Origin of the sequence: Photobacterium sp. 2_MG-2023, assembly GCF_030547675.1 — a bacterium.
Taxonomy (GTDB): domain Bacteria; phylum Pseudomonadota; class Gammaproteobacteria; order Enterobacterales; family Vibrionaceae; genus Photobacterium; species Photobacterium arenosum.
In genome coordinates this window covers 190,106-209,363 of sequence record NZ_JAUOQQ010000003.1, presented here as the reverse complement: position 1 = coordinate 209,363, position 19,258 = coordinate 190,106, and the positions used below count along the sequence as shown (strand labels likewise).

The 19,258-nt window shown below is 47.6% G+C and carries 10 protein-coding genes; 9 read left to right on the top strand and 1 reads right to left on the bottom strand.

Going from position 1 to position 19,258, the window contains the following annotated elements:
- Positions 1-69 precede the first annotated feature (69 nt).
- The gene (gene pncB / locus Q4491_RS04525; RefSeq protein WP_303455066.1) at positions 70-1,266 is read right to left on the bottom strand and encodes a nicotinate phosphoribosyltransferase; all 1,197 of its coding nucleotides are present in this window, start codon (positions 1,264-1,266) and stop codon (positions 70-72) included.
- A 422-nt stretch (positions 1,267-1,688) separates the two neighbouring features.
- On the opposite strand from pncB, the gene pepN reads away from it, so the two are divergent.
- From pepN to Q4491_RS04480, 9 genes are all read left to right on the top strand, one after another.
- Complete coding sequence (gene pepN / locus Q4491_RS04520) at positions 1,689-4,313, top strand: aminopeptidase N (RefSeq protein ID WP_303455064.1); 2,625 nt, start codon at positions 1,689-1,691, stop codon at positions 4,311-4,313.
- Positions 4,314-4,384: 71 nt separating this feature from the next.
- On the top strand, positions 4,385-4,606 hold the full coding sequence (locus Q4491_RS04515) for a DUF2835 domain-containing protein (protein WP_192017082.1): 222 nt from the start codon (positions 4,385-4,387) through the stop codon (positions 4,604-4,606).
- 420 nt (positions 4,607-5,026) lie between these two features.
- Positions 5,027-9,856 carry an NAD-glutamate dehydrogenase gene (locus Q4491_RS04510; protein ID WP_303455062.1) on the top strand — a complete coding sequence of 1,610 codons (4,830 nt, stop codon included), beginning with the start codon at positions 5,027-5,029 and terminating at the stop codon, positions 9,854-9,856.
- Positions 9,857-9,901: 45 nt separating this feature from the next.
- Positions 9,902-10,921, top strand: coding sequence for a quinone-dependent dihydroorotate dehydrogenase (pyrD, locus tag Q4491_RS04505; protein WP_218385864.1), 1,020 nt, complete (start codon positions 9,902-9,904; stop codon positions 10,919-10,921).
- 248 nt (positions 10,922-11,169) lie between these two features.
- The gene (locus Q4491_RS04500) at positions 11,170-11,709 is read left to right on the top strand and encodes a cell division protein ZapC (protein WP_192017085.1); all 540 of its coding nucleotides are present in this window, start codon (positions 11,170-11,172) and stop codon (positions 11,707-11,709) included.
- Between the two features lie 1,138 nt (positions 11,710-12,847).
- Positions 12,848-14,992: a bifunctional 23S rRNA (guanine(2069)-N(7))-methyltransferase RlmK/23S rRNA (guanine(2445)-N(2))-methyltransferase RlmL gene (gene rlmKL / locus Q4491_RS04495; RefSeq protein ID WP_303455055.1), complete on the top strand. Its 2,145-nt coding sequence runs from the start codon at positions 12,848-12,850 to the stop codon at positions 14,990-14,992.
- 32 nt (positions 14,993-15,024) lie between these two features.
- Positions 15,025-15,273: a glutaredoxin family protein gene (locus Q4491_RS04490; RefSeq protein ID WP_027252204.1), complete on the top strand. Its 249-nt coding sequence runs from the start codon at positions 15,025-15,027 to the stop codon at positions 15,271-15,273.
- Positions 15,260-17,188: an ABC transporter ATP-binding protein gene (locus Q4491_RS04485; protein ID WP_303455052.1), complete on the top strand. Its 1,929-nt coding sequence runs from the start codon at positions 15,260-15,262 to the stop codon at positions 17,186-17,188. The genes Q4491_RS04490 and Q4491_RS04485 overlap by 14 nt, the downstream gene beginning before the upstream one ends.
- Positions 17,188-19,203, top strand: a complete 2,016-nt coding sequence (locus tag Q4491_RS04480) for a DUF3466 family protein (protein WP_303455049.1) — start codon at positions 17,188-17,190, stop codon at positions 19,201-19,203. Before Q4491_RS04485 ends, Q4491_RS04480 begins: the two co-directional genes overlap by 1 nt.
- The last annotated feature ends 55 nt before the right edge of the window (positions 19,204-19,258 follow it).

The window sequence follows — 19,258 nt, the reverse complement described above, 5'->3', positions numbered from 1 at the left end:
ACGCAGTGTTGTAATAAAAAGAGAGGCTTTCGCCTCTCTTTTTGTCTGCAGTATTACTGTGCATTCAACTCAGTCATTGACCAGCTTGAAGGCTTCACGGAGTTGACCCAGGTACTCTTCATCCTGACAGATACTTTTTCCAGGTTCATCTGAAATTTTGGCAACTGGCCGGCCTTCACATTCGGTGAGTTTCAGCACAATGTTTAAGGTGTCTACGCCCGGCAAGTCGCATGTCATATTCGTCCCTATACCAAAACTGATTTGGACGCGTTGACAGAAGTGCTGATATATCTCCAGTGCGCGCTCTAACGTCAGGCTGTCGGAAAATACCAGAGTTTTGCTTTTTGGATCGATGCCCAGCGACTGATAGTGCGCAATGGCTTTTTCGCCCCATGTGATCGGATCACCGCTGTCATGACGCAGACCACTGAAGCGTTTGGAAAGACGCAGATCGAAATCCCGCAAAAATGCATCCATGTTAATACAGTCGGTTAAGGCGATACCTAAGGAGTCCGGGTATTCCTGAAGCCAGCGGTTCAATGCTAACTGCTGAGAACCAGCCAGTTCTCCGGCCAGTTGTTGGTGAGCCTGGAACCACTCGTGTGCCTGGGTACCAACAGGGGTTAGCTGGCGAGTTCGGGCCAGATGGTAGTTTGAAGTACCGCTGAACTGAGGGAAGTGTGCTGTCAGATGATCGACAACGGCGTAATGTACATCTTTAGAAAAGCGACGCCGGGTGCCGAAATCGACCAAAGAAAATTCGCTGATGTCCGTATTGGCAGCCAGCGCGTGAAAACGGGACAGCTTATGATTGAGTTGATCAATCGCAGCTTCAGGTGAGGTATCAGCATAGCGATGACGACATCGAGTCTCGCAGACAATGGCAAGCAAAGGCACTTCCCACAAGATGATATCCAGCCATTTTCCTTCGATACGTATAGTGAGCTGTTCATCGCTTTCACCTATGATGACCTGCGTGGGATCGAGGCGAAACTGGTTTAAATAGCCCAGGTAGTCTTGCTGAAAGAATGGCAGTGTGGCTAAGTAGTCAATTTCTTCTGCGCTAAACTGCAGCTCACCCAGGTGAGCGACTTGTCTTTTGATTTCAGCCAGGTAAGGCCTGAGATCTTCGCCACTGCGACAGCGAAACTCGGCGGCAGCGCTCACATCTGGGTAGAGGTGAAAAATCGCTTGCTGCATGTGGAGTTTGTACGCATCGGTATCAAGCAGTGAATCAATGATCCAAGGTTGCATAGTGTGGTTCATATTGCAGAGTCATTCCTGTTAAAGAGGCTAAAATCAATGTACTGGGGTAAAGGAGGTTGTACGACAGTGTCATTGTTACGCGACGCGACGCTGGTAACAATAGATAAAGATAAGATTTTCACCTCAAGTGCTATCTGCTAACATTTTGCCTTAACACAGTGTAAAGATTATTGGCGACCAATTATACGTATTCACATAAAGTATAGTTGATGCGATTTCAAGAATTCTTGTCTTACCTATAATTGCGTGTATATGGCATAGGCTTCACGCTGACTTTACCTGCTCCATACCCGCTATCATAACCTGAAGTTGGGGTATGCAAATTTTTCAGTTCCGCAAACAATGTTTCATCGATTGAAAAGATCAAATCTTGTTCGTTGTTTTGTGGTAACTGCCAATATGGATGATGAAGGAAGGACTTTATGGCCGATCAACCGAATGCCGCTCAACCCACTGCTAAGTATCGTGCTGACTATACCGCACCCGATTTTACGATTACCGACATTGATCTGGTGTTTGATCTGCAAGACACGGCGACCCGCGTTGTTGCTGTCAGTAAAGTGAAGCAACAAACTGCAGGTGTGACGTCACTTGAATTAGACGGTGATGATTTGGTTCTGCGTCGGCTGGAAATCAATGGTGAAACCTGGCAGCACTATGAAGAAACGGCAGATGGCCTGCTGATTCGTCAATTGCCTGAAGAGTTTGAACTTACCATTGAAACGGAGATTAACCCGGAAGCAAACACCGCGCTTGAAGGTCTGTATAAATCTGGTGGTGGCTTCTGTACTCAGTGCGAGGCGGAAGGTTTTCGGCGTATTACGTTTTATCAGGACCGCCCGGATGTGCTTGCCCGTTTCACCACCAAAGTGATCGCAGATAAAGCCAGCTTCCCGTATTTATTGAGTAATGGTAATAAAGTGGCAAGCGGTGAGCTGGAAAATGGTCGTCATTGGGTTCAGTGGCAGGATCCGTATCCAAAGCCTTGCTACCTGTTTGCCTTGGTTGCCGGTGACTTTGATGTGCTGCGTGACAATTATAAAACAGTCAGCGGTCGTGACGTTGCGCTGGAAATCTTTGTCGATAAGGGCAATCTGGATCGCGCCGAGCACGCCATGCAATCGCTTATTAACTCTATGAAATGGGATGAAGAGCGGTTTGGCCTGGAATATGACCTGGATATCTATATGGTCGTTGCCGTTGATTTCTTCAACATGGGGGCGATGGAAAACAAAGGTCTGAATATCTTTAACTCCAAATACGTGCTGGCAAATCCGGCCACTGCTACGGACACGGATTATTTGGGTATTGAGTCAGTTATTGGTCATGAGTACTTCCACAATTGGACCGGTAACCGCATTACATGCCGGGACTGGTTCCAGCTCAGCCTGAAAGAAGGCTTGACTGTATTCCGGGATCAGGAGTTTTCATCGGATCTGGGCTCTCGGCCGGTAAACCGAATCAACAACGTCCGTGTTATGCGTGGGCCACAGTTTGCTGAGGACCGCGGTCCGATGTCGCACCCGATTCGACCGGAAAAAGTCATTGAGATGAATAACTTCTATACCCTGACAGTTTATGAGAAGGGCAGTGAAGTGATTCGGATGATGCACACGCTGCTGGGCGAAGCAGGTTTTCAGGCGGGTATGAAACTGTATGTTGAACGTCATGACGGCACAGCAGCGACATGTGACGACTTTGTGTTGGCGATGGAAGAGGCTTCGGGTGTTGACCTGAGTCAGTTCCGTTTATGGTATAGCCAGTCGGGCACACCGATTGTAAAAGTCAGCACCGAATATGATGCCGGCACCAAACGTTACCTTGTCACGGTAAAACAACATACGGCACCTACAGCCGGGCAAAAAGAGAAACAGCCCCTGCATATTCCGTTTGATATTGAACTCTACGACAGCAATGGTCAGGTTATTGAGTTACAGCGTAACGGAGAAAAAGTGCATCATGTACTGGATGTCACAGAGCTTGAGCAGACTTTTGAATTTGATCGGGTGAATGAGCAGCCTGTGATTTCCATGTTACGTGAATTCTCGGCGCCGGTTGCTCTGGAGTACGATTACAGTGACCAGGAGTTAGTATTCCTGATGACTCATGCACGCAATGAATTTGCGCGCTGGGATGCCGGTCAGATGTTACTTGCCAAATACATTCGAAGTAATGTGGCCGCGGTACAAACGGGGGGCACAGTGGTTTTCCCTGAAAACGTGGTTGATGCATTCCGCGGGGCGTTACTGGACGAAAAACTCGATCCTGCCTTTATTGCTGAAATGCTGACTCTGCCCAGCGAGAATGAAGTGGCTGGCTGGTATGACATTGTCGATGTTGATGCAATACATGCTGTGCTCGGACAGCTCGAAAAGCTTCTGGCGACAGAGCTGGAAGATGAGCTGACTGCCATTTATCACTCACTGAAGCAAGCCAGCTACAGTATTGAACATGGTGCGATAGCCAAACGTGCGTTACGTAATCGCTGCCTCGCTTATCTGGCATTGACAGAGCAGGGTGAAAAAATGGTGTCAGCTCAGTATGAAACGGCCGATAACATGACAGATACTATGGCTGCCATGTCAGCGGCTAATGAAGCGCAGCTGGCCTGCCGCGAATTGCAGATGGCAGATTTCAGCGACAAGTGGAGCCATGACGGACTGGTTATGGACAAATGGTTTATTCTTCAGGGTAAGAATCCAGCGGCAAATGCTATGGATAATGTGCGTGACACTATGCAACACCCAGCGTTTAGCCTGAAGAACCCGAACCGTACACGCAGTCTGGTAGCGAGCTTTTGCGCCAACAACCCGGTTCGATTCCACGCAAAAGACGGTAGTGGTTATCGTTTCCTGACTGAGATACTGACCGCCCTGAATACGTCGAACCCGCAGTTGGCTTCACGCCTGATTGAGCCTTTCCTCAAGTACCGTCTGTATGATGAGGAACGCCAGGCACTGATGCGTGCCGAACTGGAGAAATTGGCCGGTTTGGACAATCTGGCGAGAGATTTGTTTGAGAAAGTGGAAAAAGCACTTGAACAATAAAGCAAGTCTGTTTTAATCAGAAGGCTCCTCCGGGAGCCTTTCTTTTTTATTCGACCAACAGGCTTGTTTGCATGAAGAGATACACCTTTTCAGTCAACATTCCCTATCACACCTACCTGCAGCATTACTCAGGTGCTGCCAGCTCAGTGCTGGTTCACACCGATGAGGGCCTCCGGCTGCAGCTCCCAGCCGTCAGACTTCGTCCTTTCCTCAGCCAGTTAGGTATAAAAGGGCGCTTTCGGGTTGTGGTGAATGCAGAAAACCGTTTTGAAAAGTTGGAGAAAATCGCTTAAAACCTGTCTTTAGTCGGATATTAACAAATATCCTACATAATTATGCGAAACTGGTTTTTTTATCTGTTGCGAAAAAAGTATCTCATAATCAGTTGCCTGAGATGTTGATTAGTTTCACAGCTAGAAAAAAGTTTATATTTTTAGATGGTTAGACCAAAAAGTGTGTGTAATAGCAAGTTATCGCATTGGAATTTTTGTCTGCTGGTAGGCCACCAGTCAAAACATCTACCTTAGTCACATATTCGATTTTTTCTTCAAAAACCAGAGTAATTAACGTAACCATTTGGCAACAAAACCCCCTACAATAGCTTTCGAGTCAACAATACCTCGCCAGAGAGAAGTTTTTTAGCGCTGAACTCGGGGCGTCGTTATAAAACCCTATACTAGATTGATAAAAGTAATAACGATGGAGCATCTGCTATGACCGCACCTGACACAATAGTGCCGGTACTGCTTGAAAAAGTGTATGGCTTAATCCAGGACAAGATAGAATCCCCTCAGCAGTCATTAGTCGAAGTGTTTGCTCAACGATTGTTAGGACAACTGGCAGATGATGATCTGCTTCAACGGAATGAATCTGATTTGTATGGTGCAGTACTGAGCCTCTGGCACCATCTAGTGCAAAACAAACCTGACCAAATTTCTGTTCGTGTTTATAACCCGACATTGAGTCGATATGGCTGGCAGTCAACCCACACGGTAGTGGAGATTGTGATGCCGGATCATCCATTTCTGGTCGACTCAGTCCGTATGACATTAAACCGTCTGGGTATCACCAGTCATTTGATGTTCAATGGCCCGTATTTCTTCAAGCGCGATGATCAAGGGGTGATCATTGAAGCATGTGGAGAATCCGGAGATCTGCAAACTTTATTCCACATTGAAGTCGATCGGTTATCCAGTAAGGAAGAAATGGATGCTTTGAGAACCGAGCTTGAGCAAGTATTGCAAGATATTGTGCTGGTCGTGAATGACTGGCAGGCAATGCAGAGCAAAATGCTGGAGATTGCAGAAGAACTTAAATCAGCGAAATTGCCGGTAGATAAAAGCCACCGTGAAGAAGCGATTGAGTTTCTGGAGTGGGTGACACGCCATAATTTTACCTTTATGGGTTATCACCAGTACGATCTGGTACCTGTTGAAGGTGATTTTGAACTGCGTCCCTGTGACGAGAAAGGTCTGGGTTTGCTGAGCAAGCCGGGTAAAGCACGTACACTGATGCTGTCTGATTTGCCAGAATCAGCACGTGTAGAAGCCAGAAAGCCAAATCTGCTGATTCTGACCAAGAGCAACGGCAAGTCAGCGATTCACCGCCCAGCGTACATTGATTACATCGGTATTAAACGTCTGGATAAGGACGGCAATGTCATAGGCGAGCACCGTTTCACCGGCCTGTATGCTGCAACGGCTTATCATCAGACAGCGATGAATATTCCGTTGATCCGCAATAAAGTGGTACGCATTCTTCAAAGCAGTGGTTATTCAGAAGATTCACACTCGTGGAAGGCGATGAATAACATTCTGGAAACGTATCCGCGAGATGAGCTGATTCAGGCCAGTGAAAAAGAAATGCAGGATGTGGCCAGCGGTGTTGTCAGAATGCAAGATCGTGATCTTCTGCGTCTGTTTGTTCGCCGTGATCCTTTCGGTCGCTTCTTCTCTTGCATGGTTTATGTCACCCGCGAGCGTTATAACACCGAATTGCGTGTCAAGACTCAGAAAATTTTCCAAGAGTATTTTGGCTCTAAACTGAACGTGGATTTCACCACTTTCTTCTCAGAGAGCCCACTAGCGAGAACTCATTATATTGTGCGTGTAGATAACAACAACTTTGATGTAGATGTAAAAGCGATCGAACGTAATCTGGTAGAAGCAGCGGCTTCCTGGGAAGATCGTTTAATTGATTCACTGATCTCAAATTTTGGTGAGAATCAGGGAACCCCTCTGGCGAAAAACTATGCGCGCGCCTTCCCGCGTTCTTATAAAGAACAAATGCTGCCAGGCTCTGCGGTTGCAGATATTGAGCTGCTGGAAAGCCTGAGCGAAGACAACAAGCTGGGTATGTTGTTCTACCGTCCGCAGGAAGTGGCAACAGATTCCCGTTTTGTGAAGCTGAAACTTTACCATCGTGATGAGCCCATCCATCTGTCAGATGTGATGCCTATGCTGGAAAACCTTGGCTTACGTGTGATCGGAGAGTCGCCATACGAGATCGTTACGGCGAACGGAACAGTATTTTGGATCCTCGACTTTGCGATGCTGGTCAATGGTTGCAACGAGATTGATCTGAGCGATGCACGAGATCGTTTCCAGGAAGCGTTTGCTGCTATCTGGCGCAGTGAACTGGAAAGTGACGGCTTTAACCGTCTTCTGTTCTGTGCAGAGCTGACTGGCCGGGAAATCACTATTGTCCGCAGCTATGCCCGTTATATGCGTCAGGTTGGTTTTCCATTCAGCCAGCAATATATTGAAGATACGCTGGCCAACCATGCTGATTTGGCGCGTGATCTGGTTGATCTGTTCGCCTTGCGTTTTGATCCGGCGAGAAAGTTCAGTGCAAAAGCTGAAGAAGCACTGATCACTAAGATGAATGAAAAGCTGGAAGAAGTCGAAAGTCTGGATGACGACCGTATTATCCGTCGTTATATGGAAATGATTCTGGCTACCCAGCGTACTAACTACTATCAGACTGATGAACAAGGCCAGCCTAAGCCATGGCTGTCGCTGAAACTGCGTCCGTCTGAAATTTCGGAAATTCCGGCACCTGTACCTTTCTTTGAGATCTTTGTTTACGCGCCAGATATTGAAGGTGTTCACCTGCGTGGTGGCAAGGTGGCCCGTGGTGGCTTGCGTTGGTCAGACCGTCAGGAAGATTTCCGTACCGAGATCCTCGGTCTGGTTAAAGCACAGCAGGTTAAGAACACAGTTATCGTACCTGTAGGTGCAAAAGGCGGATTCGTTTGTAAGCGTCAGCCGCAAATGACAACCCGTGAGGAAATCCTGGCTGAAGGTCAGCGTTGTTACAAGCGCTTCATTCGCGCACTGTTGGATGTGACTGATAACATCATTGAAGGCGAGGTTATTTATCCGAGCAATGTTGTTCGTCATGATGAGGACGACCCATATCTGGTTGTTGCTGCCGATAAAGGCACCGCGACATTCTCTGATCTGGCTAACTCGGTATCAGCAGATTATAACTTCTGGCTGGGTGACGCATTTGCTTCTGGTGGTTCTAACGGCTACGACCACAAGAAAATGGGTATCACTGCCAAAGGTGGCTGGGAATCTGTTAAGCGTCATTTCCGTGAGCTGGGTATTGACTGCCAGACAACAGATTTCACCTGTGCTGGTGTTGGTGACATGGCTGGCGACGTATTCGGTAATGGTATGTTGCTGTCTAAACATACGCGCTTGGTTGCAGCCTTTAACCACATGCACATCTTCCTGGATCCAAACCCGGATTCAGCCTCAAGCTGGGAAGAGCGTAACCGTCTGTTCAATCTTCCTCGTTCAAGCTGGGAAGATTACGATGCCAGCCTGATCTCTGAAGGGGGCGGTATATTCTCGCGTCGCAGCAAGTCTATTAAGCTGTCACCACAAATTCAGAAACTCTTAGGTACGCGTAAACAAAGCCTGACGCCAAATGAAGTGATCAAACTGATCCTGACAATGGAAGTGGATCTGTTGTGGAACGGCGGTATCGGTACTTATGTTAAGGCTGCCAGTGAAACACATGCCGATGTTGGCGACCGTGCTAACGATGGCCTGCGTGTTAATGGCGGTGAGTTACGCGCCAAGATCGTTGGCGAAGGTGGTAACCTGGGTATGACTCAGTTGGGTCGTGTTGAGTTTGCGATCAATGGCGGACGGGTTAACACAGACTTCATTGACAACGTGGGCGGTGTAGATTGCTCTGATAACGAAGTTAACATTAAGATCCTGCTCAATGGTCTGGTTGCGGCGGGTGATCTGACATACAAGCAACGCAACCTTCTGCTTGAGCAGATGGAAGATGAAGTAGGCGATATCGTACTGGACGATGCGTACACCCAAAGTGAGTCTATTTCTGTGACTCAGCATCAAAGCGTACAGCTGCTGAAAGAGCAGATCCGCTTCATTCATCATCTGGAAAAAGAAGGCAAGCTGGACCGTGGTTTGGAGTATCTTCCAGATGACGATACACTGGCAGAGCGCGAGAAAGACGGCATTGGTCTGACGCGTCCGGAGCTGGCTGTATTGGTTGCTTACGGCAAGATGGTACTGAAAGAAGAGCTGGTTACTGAAGAGATCACTGAAGATCCTTATCATAACCGCCTGCTGCCGGCATACTTCCCGAAAGCACTGCAGGAAAAGTATCGTACTCAGATGGAAAATCACCCTCTGAAAGGAGAGTTGATTGCCACATCGCTGGCTAACCAGATGTCTAACGAGATGGGTTGTAACTTTGTTACCCGTTTGCAGGAAGAGACGGGTTCGACAGTGGCGGAAATTTCGTCTGCTTACTCTGTTGGCCGTGATGTGTTTGGCTTTGAGCAGTTCTTCGAGCAAATCCGCGAGCTGGACAATAAAGTGCCTGCGCATATCCAGTACGAAATGATGTATCGTTGCCGTCGTATGCTGCGTCGCATCACTCGCTGGTTCTTGCGTAACCGCGATCGTAAGATGGGCATTGAAGAGCAAATTGCATTCTATCAGCCAACGCTGAACAACCTGCGTGATAACCTGGAGCAATACCTGGTGGCTGAAGAGGTGCAGGAGCATGATGATCAGGCGAACAGCATGATCAACGAAGGCGTCCCGGCACAGCTTGCGCACAATATTGCCCGCCTGAGCAGCTTGTACTCTGCCATGGATATTGCGCAGAGTGCGAAAGAGCTGAACAAAGATGTTGGCTTTATTGCTCGTGTCTACTTTGTACTTGGCGCACAGTTATCACTGCACTGGTTCCTGCAACAGGTTCATAATCAGCCGGTTGAAAACCATTGGCAGGCACTGGCTCGTGCTTCTTTCCGTGAAGATCTGGATTGGCAGCAACGTCAGCTCACATCTGCAGTTATCGGAGCAGGCAAGGGCAGTGAAAAACCTGAAACGCTGATTGAGATGTGGATTGAGCATCATCACTCCGCCATTCAACGCTGGGAAAGCGTACTTGCTGAATTCAAGGTGGGTACAGCCCATGAATTTGCAAAATTCTCCGTTGCAATGCGTGAATTGGTGCTATTAAATTTGAATTGCAAACCAAATCAGTGAATAATCTAGCCCCGTTTATACGGGGCTTTTTTTTAAGGAGGTATAATGATTTACCGCCTCGCGCGTTCGGCCATGTTTCAGCTTGATCCTGAAAAAGCGCATGATTTGGCTATCAAGAACTTTTCTCGCTTCACCGGTACACCTCTCGATATTTTTTACCGCCAAAACCTCCCTGATCGTCCTGTTGAAGTCATGGGACTCAAGTTTAAAAACCCTGTTGGTCTGGCCGCTGGCTTGGATAAAAATGGCGAATGTATTGATGCCTTTGGCGCAATGGGCTTCGGATTTGTTGAAGTCGGTACTGTGACGCCTAAACCTCAGCCGGGAAATGACAAACCCAGACTTTTTCGGGTAAAACCTGCAGAGGGTATTATCAACCGGTTCGGTTTCAACAATAAAGGCGTTGACCAACTGGTAGAAAATGTAAAGAAAGCCACGTTTGACGGAATTATCGGTATCAACATCGGTAAAAACAAAGATACACCGTTGGAGAAAGGGGTAGACGACTATCTGATTTGTATGGATAAAGTCTACGAGCATGCTGGCTATATCGTTGTGAATATCTCATCACCGAATACGCCTGGACTGCGTAATCTTCAATACGGTGAGGCATTGGATGATTTGCTGACGCAATTGAAGAGCAGACAAACATCGCTGGCTGAGAAGTTTGGCCGATACGTGCCGCTTACGCTGAAGATCGCGCCTGATCTCGAAGATCACGAGCTGATCCAGATTGCCGATTCATTGATCCGAAATGAGATAGACGGTGTGATAGGGACGAATACGACCCTGGATCGTACCCTGGTACAGGGAATGCCGCATTGTGATGAGGCTGGCGGCTTGAGTGGGCGTCCGCTGCAGCACAGAAGCACGGAAGTCATCCGCATGCTTAATCATGAGCTAAAAGGGCAAATCCCTATTATTGGGGTAGGTGGCATTGATTCAGCCATTGCTGCAAGAGAGAAGCTGCTAGCCGGTGCCAGTTTGGTCCAGGTATATTCAGGCTTTATCTATCATGGTCCTAAGCTGGTTAAAGATATCGTACTCAATTGTGATTTACGATAATGAGTGACGCTGTCACTAAACGTTAGCGTTTGTAAATCTGCCGTCATACAAACAACGCCCACTTTATGTGGGCGTTTTTTTGTTCCAACATCGGTAAAAAGCGGTATTTTGTCAAAATTACATAGCTTAACACTATGATCTTACAAATTTTTTCCCCTTTTATTTTACCACTTACTTAGTACAATTCCTTTTACGTACTTAATTTGCTTGCTTTGATCACAGTTAAGACACTGACATTGGAGCCTATCGTGTTAAAACCAAATAATTCATGGACGTGGTATTACGACCAGAAGAATGACTCTTTAATGCTCGACCTGGGCGAAGAGATGGTTTTCCGCGTTTCAATTCCGAGTAAACATCTTATTGCTTGCGCTTTTAACCGATGTGAGTTCACGGTTGACGATGCAAGTACCTATCAAACATACCTCGAAAATATTTCTGCGCTGGATTTGTCTGCTCCGCGTAAGGTCGAGCTGGCCTTAAATGCTGTCGCTGCCAGTCGTTTTCATAAACCCATGATGCCTAAAAGCTGGTTTTTTTCTCAGCAAGAGGGGGGGTATACGCCTCATAACGGCGAGATCATCGGGCTGGATACCGATTTCGGCTCTGCCCGTTACCTGGTTATTGAAAACAGCGGCTGTGCGAGCCTGTGCATGCTGGCGGATGTGGAATCTCATGTTCTGACGTCAGGGAAAGAAATGGAATTCTGCGGCATTATCAAAGTAATGAACGACAGAATGCAGGCCGTCCATTTAGACACAGAGCTTGGCCTGGCGCTGGTAGGCTAATCGTTGGCCTGGAAAAGTATATTTAACAACGACTTACAGCAATAGGCTTTAAAAGCACATTTCTACTGATTCCCAATAAGCTATCAGCCACTTGGTTATAGTGCCTGGTTAATCAGCTGCTATACGTGACCGGATTTAGCTTTCTGTGTCACGGCTCGCTTCTCTGCGCCAATTCCCACACTTTCTTCTTATCTAAACACACGTATTTTATCTCATGTCGCTTCTCGCACCTTGAACAGGCCTTTGGCCAAATCAGGGTGTTTTCTCAGCCCCTGTTCTCAACAGAGGGCGTCATGCTTTGCTATCAGCTATCGCCTTTTTGTCTTTTTAGCGGCTCCAGATACATCCGCTGCCGTGGGGATAATAGTCATCAGTGCATCATTTGATGAATATCTATACGGGTATTGAGCGACATAACGTCATCTTGATGCAAAAATTCAGTAAAAATAGGGACTTTTTTATAGTTACTTGTCTTTTTTTTGGACAAAAAAACACCACTATTTTCCGGTAAATTATCGTTTATCTGGGTGGATATTTCCTTGTTTTCCTCATTTGTGAAAGTCCATTACAAACCCGAACAAACGCATTATATTAAGTTTCCCAACAGGAAAGAGTTGCATTTGGAGCGATCAGTGCAGTGAGAGATTATTGTATATACATAGGTGTGGAGATAGCGAATGCTTACAAACATTGCTTGTGTTTGGCCGCTGTTTCTTCAGTAATCACGCTGCCACCCTGATTGTTGATTGTTGATTGTTGATTGTTGATTGTTGTTAATTTATTGATTTTAATGGTATTTATTTAACTGTTTCCATGGGGAAACAATTTGTGGGCATAGAGGTAAGTGCTTGCTAAATCCGTATTATGAATTGTATTCAAGGAGTTAGGCTAAGTTCGTTTCCTGTGGGAAACTATCTGCCTGGGTGAGATGCTCTGAAAAGTATGCGTTTATCTGTTTTGCTATCTTGGCGTGTGGCGGATTGCAAAGATAAACCGTCTGTGAAGTGGCAAACTGCGATGGTTAGGTTGATTTATACTCGAACAGTGCAGAAAAAATGACTGGCCGGCATAGCTGATACAGGCGCATATCTGTGAATTCAGGTATAATCGCGGGCAACATTTGTTTGAAAAGAAACCCATGAATCAATATCTCGCTATTACTTCCCGTGGTCTGGAAAATCTTCTGGCCGATGAACTGACTCAATTAGGTGCTGCACAAGTAAAAGTTGTGCATGCCGGCGTTCGCTTTTCCGCTGATCAGAATACGGCTTATCGTTGCTGTTTATGGACTCGTGTTGCATCACGTATCGTCCAGGTATTAAGCGAATTCAACGTCAGGAACGATCTGGATCTGTATCTCGGCGCGACAGCGATCAGCTGGGAGCAGTATTTCAGTTCCCGTACCCGTATTGTGGTCGACTTCAACGGTACTAACCGTGAAATCCGTAACAGCCAGTATGGCGCGATGAAAGTTAAGGATGCCATTGTTGACCGGTTTACCAAGGGAAATCAGCCTCGTCCGACAATTGACCGTGAACGACCTGATTTACGCATCCACGTGCGTTTGTCGAACGATAAAGCCATTGTGGGTTTGGATATGGCGGGGAGTGGCCTTCACCAGCGCGGGTATCGTACTGAAGCGGGTAAAGCACCATTGCGCGAGACTCACGCTGCGGCTTTGGTGATGAAAAGTGGCTGGACGCCAGAGAAGCCATTGTTAGATCCAATGTGTGGCTCAGGCACATTATTGATTGAGGCTGCCATGATAGCAGCGGAAATTGCGCCGGGATTAAAGCGTAAGCGTTGGGGTTTTGAAGTCTTAAATGATTTTGACCAGGATGCCTGGCAAGAGATTCATGCTGAAGCCTCTGTGAAAGCCCGTCGGGGTGTGGCTAACGTCACAACACCTTTCTTTGGCCGCGAAATGGACAGGCGTATTCTGACTGTGGCCAGAGACAACGCAGGCCGCGCCGGTGTGAGTGAGCTGATTGATTTCGAATACGGTGATGCCACCCAATTGGTTCGTCCTAACGGATTCGAGACCGGTGTGATTTTGTGTAACCCCCCTTATGGTGAGCGTTTGGGCACCACACCTGAGCTGATTGCACTTTACACCGAGTTAGGAAATCGTCTCAAGCTGGCCTTTGCCGGTTCAGTGGCGTCGATCTTCTCATCGTCGAATGAATTGCTGAGCTGTATGCGTATGCGGGCCGATAAGCAGTTTAAGCTGCGTAACGGCGCATTAGATTGTGTGCTCAAGACATATCAGATCACTGCTGGTGGTGTTAAGCAGGTAGAGGGTGCTAAAGAAGGACAACTTGAAGAATCGCTGGTTGCACCGGATTTTGCGAATCGCCTGAAGAAAAACCTGTCGAAATTAGATAAATGGGCAAAGAAAGAAGAGTTGGATTGCTATCGGGTCTACGATGCCGATTTGCCTGACTACAATGCCGCGATCGACAAGTATGCCGACTATGTGGTGATTCAGGAGTACGCAGCACCTAAATCAGTACCTGAGGAAACGGCCCGCCGTCGATTGATGGATATTATGCGTGCCACGATTCAGGTGACCGGGGTTGACAGCGATAAAGTGGTGTTGAAGGTGCGAGAGCGCCAGAAAGGTAAAAGCCAGTATCAGAAGCTGTCTAATGCATCGCGTTATATGACGGTCAACGAATACGGTGTAAAGCTGCAGGTTAACCTGTTTGATTATCTCGACACCGGGCTGTTTCTGGATCATAAAATTACCCGTCGTCGTCTTGGCGAGATGTCAAAAGGCAAAGATTTCCTCAATCTGTTTGCTTACACAGGCTCGGCAACGGTGCATGCTGCTTGCGGTGGCGCTAAATCCACCACAACGGTTGATATGTCAAATACCTATCTGCGTTGGGCACAGGAAAATATGGCCTTGAATGGTCAGGTCGGCCGTCAGCATGAGTATGTTCAGGCGGACTGCCTGCAATGGCTGCAGGAAGTGGATGACACCTTTGATTTGATCTTCATTGATCCGCCGACTTTCTCTAACTCTAAGCGCATGAAACAGAGTTTTGATGTGCAGCGTGACCACATCATGCTGATGGAGAACCTGAAGCGAATGCTGCGCAAGGGGGGAGAGATTGTGTTTTCAAACAATAAACGCCACTTCAAGATGGATGAAGCGGCATTAGCAGATTTGGGGCTGGTGGCGAAGAACATATCTTCTGAAACACTGCCGATGGATTTTGCCCGTAATAAGCAAATTCATAACTGCTGGATTATTACCCATAAGGAAGGCGATGTTTGAGTCGCTGAAGTCGATAAACTAAGGATTGTTACTTGTCTATCATCCTCTACAGTACGGAGGGATGCCACCTCTGTGAGCAGGCGTATGCACTGCTTACGGAGGCTGGAGTTTCAGAGCAGGTAGATGTCGTTGATATTGCTTTTGACGACAACCTGTTTTCCCGTTACGGCGTCACAATACCGGTCGTATCTTTTTACGACAATGAATCTGTTTCTGAGCTTGGCTGGCCTTTCGATGCCGCTGAGCTGGCACTTTGGTTAAAGAGTCATGGCATTAATTAAAATCAGTAACGCGCAGCTTGCTTATGGTGATCATCCATTATTGGATCATGCCGAATTTCTGCTGCAACCTAATGAACGTGTTTGTTTGGTCGGCCGTAATGGTGCAGGCAAATCCACGTTAATGAAAGTCATCGCCGGTGAGGTACTGCTGGATGATGGCAGTATCCAGCGTATGAGTGAATTAAAGGTTTCACGGCTGGAACAAGATCCACCTCGCAATGCCGAAGGCACTGTCTTTGATTTTGTTGCAGAAGGTTTATCAGAAGTGGGTGGTTTGCTTCGCGAATATCACCACTTACTCGATAAAATCACCACGGATGCCAGTGAAATACACTTTGCACAATTAGCTAAGATACAGGAAAAACTGGATCATGCTAATGCCTGGCAGTTTGATAACAAAATCAGCTCTGTATTAGAACACCTCGAGTTAGATGCCGGCACTTTGCTGGCGGATCTGTCTGGCGGCTGGCAGCGTAAAGCCGCGCTGGCACGTGCTCTGGTGAGTGAGCCTGATATTCTCTTGCTCGATGAACCGACCAACCACCTGGATGTCGCCACGATTGAATGGCTGGAAGGTTTCTTAAAAGATTTCCGTGGCTCTATCATCTTCATTTCTCACGACCGGGCTTTTATTCGTTCAATGTCGACACGTATTGTCGATTTGGATCGAGGCAAGCTGAACTCATTCCCTGGCGATTACGATAAGTATCTGGACGCGAAGGAAGAGTTATTGCGTATCGAAAGCGAGCAGAACGCTGAGTTTGATAAAAAACTTGCGCAGGAAGAAACCTGGATACGTCAGGGCATTAAAGCGAGACGTACCCGTAATGAAGGGCGAGTAAGAGCGCTGAAGCAGCTTCGAGCCGAGCGCAGTGAGCGCCGGGAAGTGATGGGTAAAGCAGATATGCAGCTTCAGGATGCCCGTCGTTCAGGCAAGGTTGTCTTTGAAGCCGAGAATATCAGCTACCGTTACGACGACAAACCTATCATTAATGATTTCAGCTTTAACGTCATGCGCGGTGACCGTATCGCCCTGATTGGGCCAAACGGCTGCGGTAAGAGTACTTTGCTCAAGCTCATGCTGGGCCAGCTACAGGCGACGGAAGGGCATTTTCACTGTGGCACCAAGCTGGAAGTGGCTTACTTTGATCAGTACCGCGAAATACTTGATCCCGAAAAAACCGTGCTGGATAACCTGGCAGAAGGTAAACAGGAAGTCACGGTCAACGGCCGCAGCCGCCATGCGTTAGGTTATCTGCAGGACTTTTTGTTCCACCCCAAAAGAGCGCGCACGCCGGTGAAGGCGCTGTCTGGCGGTGAGAAGAACCGCTTGTTGTTGGCCAAGTTATTCCTGAAACCCAATAATTTATTGGTTCTTGATGAACCAACAAACGATTTGGATATCGAAACTCTGGAACTTTTGGAAGATATTCTTGCCAATTATCAGGGCACTTTGCTCTTAGTGAGCCACGATCGTCAGTTTGTTGATAATACTGTGACCACAAGCTGGATTTTTGAAGGTCAGGGTGTCGTCAATGAATACGTGGGTGGCTACCATGATGCACAAGCCCAGCGAGCAAACTCTGCTGCGCAACGTGCAAAAGCACAGGCAGAAGAGCAAGCCGCCGAGAATAAAAAAGATGAAAGCCAACAGCGGCAGCAAGGGAGCCGGGATAAGCCGGGTAAGAAGTTGTCTTATAAACTTCTGAAAGAACTTGAAGAATTGCCGTCTCGTTTGGAAGATTTGGAAAATGAGATTGCCCAGTTGCAGGAAAAAATCAATGATCCTGCATTTTTCCAAAGCTCAACTGATGACACTCAAGTGACCCTGTCACGCCTGGCAGAGGCAGAGCAGGCACTGGAAGTCGCCTTTGAACGTTGGGAAGAACTAGAAGCAATGCAGAAGGAATCCTAATGCGACAGAAGATGTTCAAGTTTTCAGCGCTGGCAATTGTTGTTGCCAGCGTCACGCAGGCACAAGCGGCGGTTTACGACGTTGTTGAAGTGAGCGGTGATGCCAGTGGTGTATCTGCACTGCAGTATTACGATAAAAATAACAGTGATTTGGCCAGCCAGGTGCAGTTTTATGGGCAGGGGATCAGTCCGTCAACAGGCACTGAAAACTGCTTTGAAACCAGCTGTTCATCAACCAGTTATAAAGTTTTCGGTGAAAGCCGCTTTGGCAGTGACGGTATTGATATCCGCGATGAGATTCCATATCAGCTGGATAATTTCCAGCAGATCAATGATGAGTGGTCACTGGAAAGACACTGCAGCTCTGCATATGGATTCAATACCTGTGATACCTGGGCTGAAACGCGGTTTTTTGGTGTTGGCTATAATTCGGACAACCCGGAAGATGGTTCAGGTTATGGCGGCCTGCGCAGAGAGCAGTTTGCCTGGCAGAACAATTATTATGCTAACACGTTGCCAATCCTAGATAACGGTGCAGACGCTTTTGAGCGTGCCACTACGTTTGCCAATGATGTGGCAGGTTATGATTCAAGCGTGACACCGTCACTCGGTACGCTGGTGGATGGCGGCGATCATGTTTCCACCAATGGTGCGGTCAGTGCTGTCGGTACCTCAACGTTGGGTGGCTATGCGTTGGGTGTGACCAGCTCGGCTTATTTTGCCAATAACAACCATTATGCCCGCCAGTTCAACAAGCGCGGCTTTGTGAATCTTGGCGCCAGTAAGGTTTCATTACTGCCGGTAGCCGGCAATGACCTGGTTAAAAACATGGGTCAGACATTAGCCTGGGATGCTGTTGAGTATCCTGCTGGTAATCTGCTGGTAGTTGGTAGTGCGGCGTTTGCCCCTTCAAACCTTAATGACAATATCAAGCTGCCTGATGACGTGCCGATCAACCGTGGCGACCTGAATAACTGTGTCACCAATGGCGCGACGCCAGGCACGATATTTAATTCATGGGCTTGTCAGTTTACTGTCTTCGCCAACGAGGCAGCATTCTGGAATGTTGATGGTTCAGCCACTTCAGAAGCTCAGTTAGTTGCAGCCCGTGCATCGGATCGCCCGGCGTTAGACCCAGATGACAACAATCGTTCTTTCCAGGCATCAGCCCGGGCGGTTTCTCTGGTTGACGGTAAGCCAGTGATGGTGGGATACACCACCGACTCAGTGGACAACGATTATTATGCGGTGCGCGCAGCTATCTTTAAGCTGAAAGAGGGTGTGACTGGCACTCCAACCGCTGAGAGCTGGACGGTTTCTTACATTCCGAACCTGAATATTGAACAGGGTAATGACCGTATTTACCGCTATACCATAGCGACGGATATCAATGACCAAAATACAGTGATTGGGGTTGCTAAGCGAGCCAAGTCGACAGAGCGCTCTTATGCGGAAATGATGTATTTGTATGATGCGACGTCGAATTCATTCAAATGGCTCGATTCATCCATCAGCAGCATCTTCTTTGCTGGTGCAAATGGCTACCCAAGCGCGATCAACAATAATGATCAGATTGTCGGTTGGGTTGATGCAGAGACGGTTAATCAGGTTAACGGCCGGCAACGTCGTCAGCGTGCTTTCACCTATCTTGCAGGTAGTGACGCTGTCACTGATGCACTGCCAGCGAAGTCAACCTGGATGCTGGATGACCTGACCAATGATGACAACATTAGTGGATCCGCAAACCAGTTCCGTATCGCTCAGGCTACAGGCATTAATGATGCGGGTGTTATTTCTGCGACAGCACTGAAGTGTGATGCGGGGTATAAGTCGCTCAGCAAGAATGCGGAGTGTGATGGGGATGAGCGTTTAGTTGCTGTTAAGCTGATTCCTCGCGTTGATGCTCAAGTGCAGCCAAGAGGCGATGATGAAAGTAGTGTAAGCCGGAAAGGGGGCTCCATTGGTATAGTGACACTGTCACTTATGGTGCTGCTGGGCTTACGTCGCCGAAAGTAATTTGTCAAAATTGTTCGATTTTTAATCAGGCTCACAAGTTGTGAGCCTGATTTTT

What these genes read in the sequence shown, in the direction of transcription:
- Q4491_RS04510 (WP_303455062.1), top strand. Translation starts at nt 5,027, where the DNA reads ATGACCGCACCTGACACAATAGTGCCGGTACTGCTTGAAAAAGTGTAT.
- rlmKL (WP_303455055.1), top strand. Translation starts at nt 12,848, where the DNA reads ATGAATCAATATCTCGCTATTACTTCCCGTGGTCTGGAAAATCTTCTG.
- pepN (WP_303455064.1), top strand. Translation starts at nt 1,689, where the DNA reads ATGGCCGATCAACCGAATGCCGCTCAACCCACTGCTAAGTATCGTGCT.
- Q4491_RS04480 (WP_303455049.1), top strand. Translation starts at nt 17,188, where the DNA reads ATGCGACAGAAGATGTTCAAGTTTTCAGCGCTGGCAATTGTTGTTGCC.
- pyrD (WP_218385864.1), top strand. Translation starts at nt 9,902, where the DNA reads ATGATTTACCGCCTCGCGCGTTCGGCCATGTTTCAGCTTGATCCTGAA.
- Q4491_RS04515 (WP_192017082.1), top strand. Translation starts at nt 4,385, where the DNA reads ATGAAGAGATACACCTTTTCAGTCAACATTCCCTATCACACCTACCTG.
- Q4491_RS04485 (WP_303455052.1), top strand. Translation starts at nt 15,260, where the DNA reads ATGGCATTAATTAAAATCAGTAACGCGCAGCTTGCTTATGGTGATCAT.
- pncB (WP_303455066.1), bottom strand. Translation starts at nt 1,266, where the DNA reads ATGAACCACACTATGCAACCTTGGATCATTGATTCACTGCTTGATACC.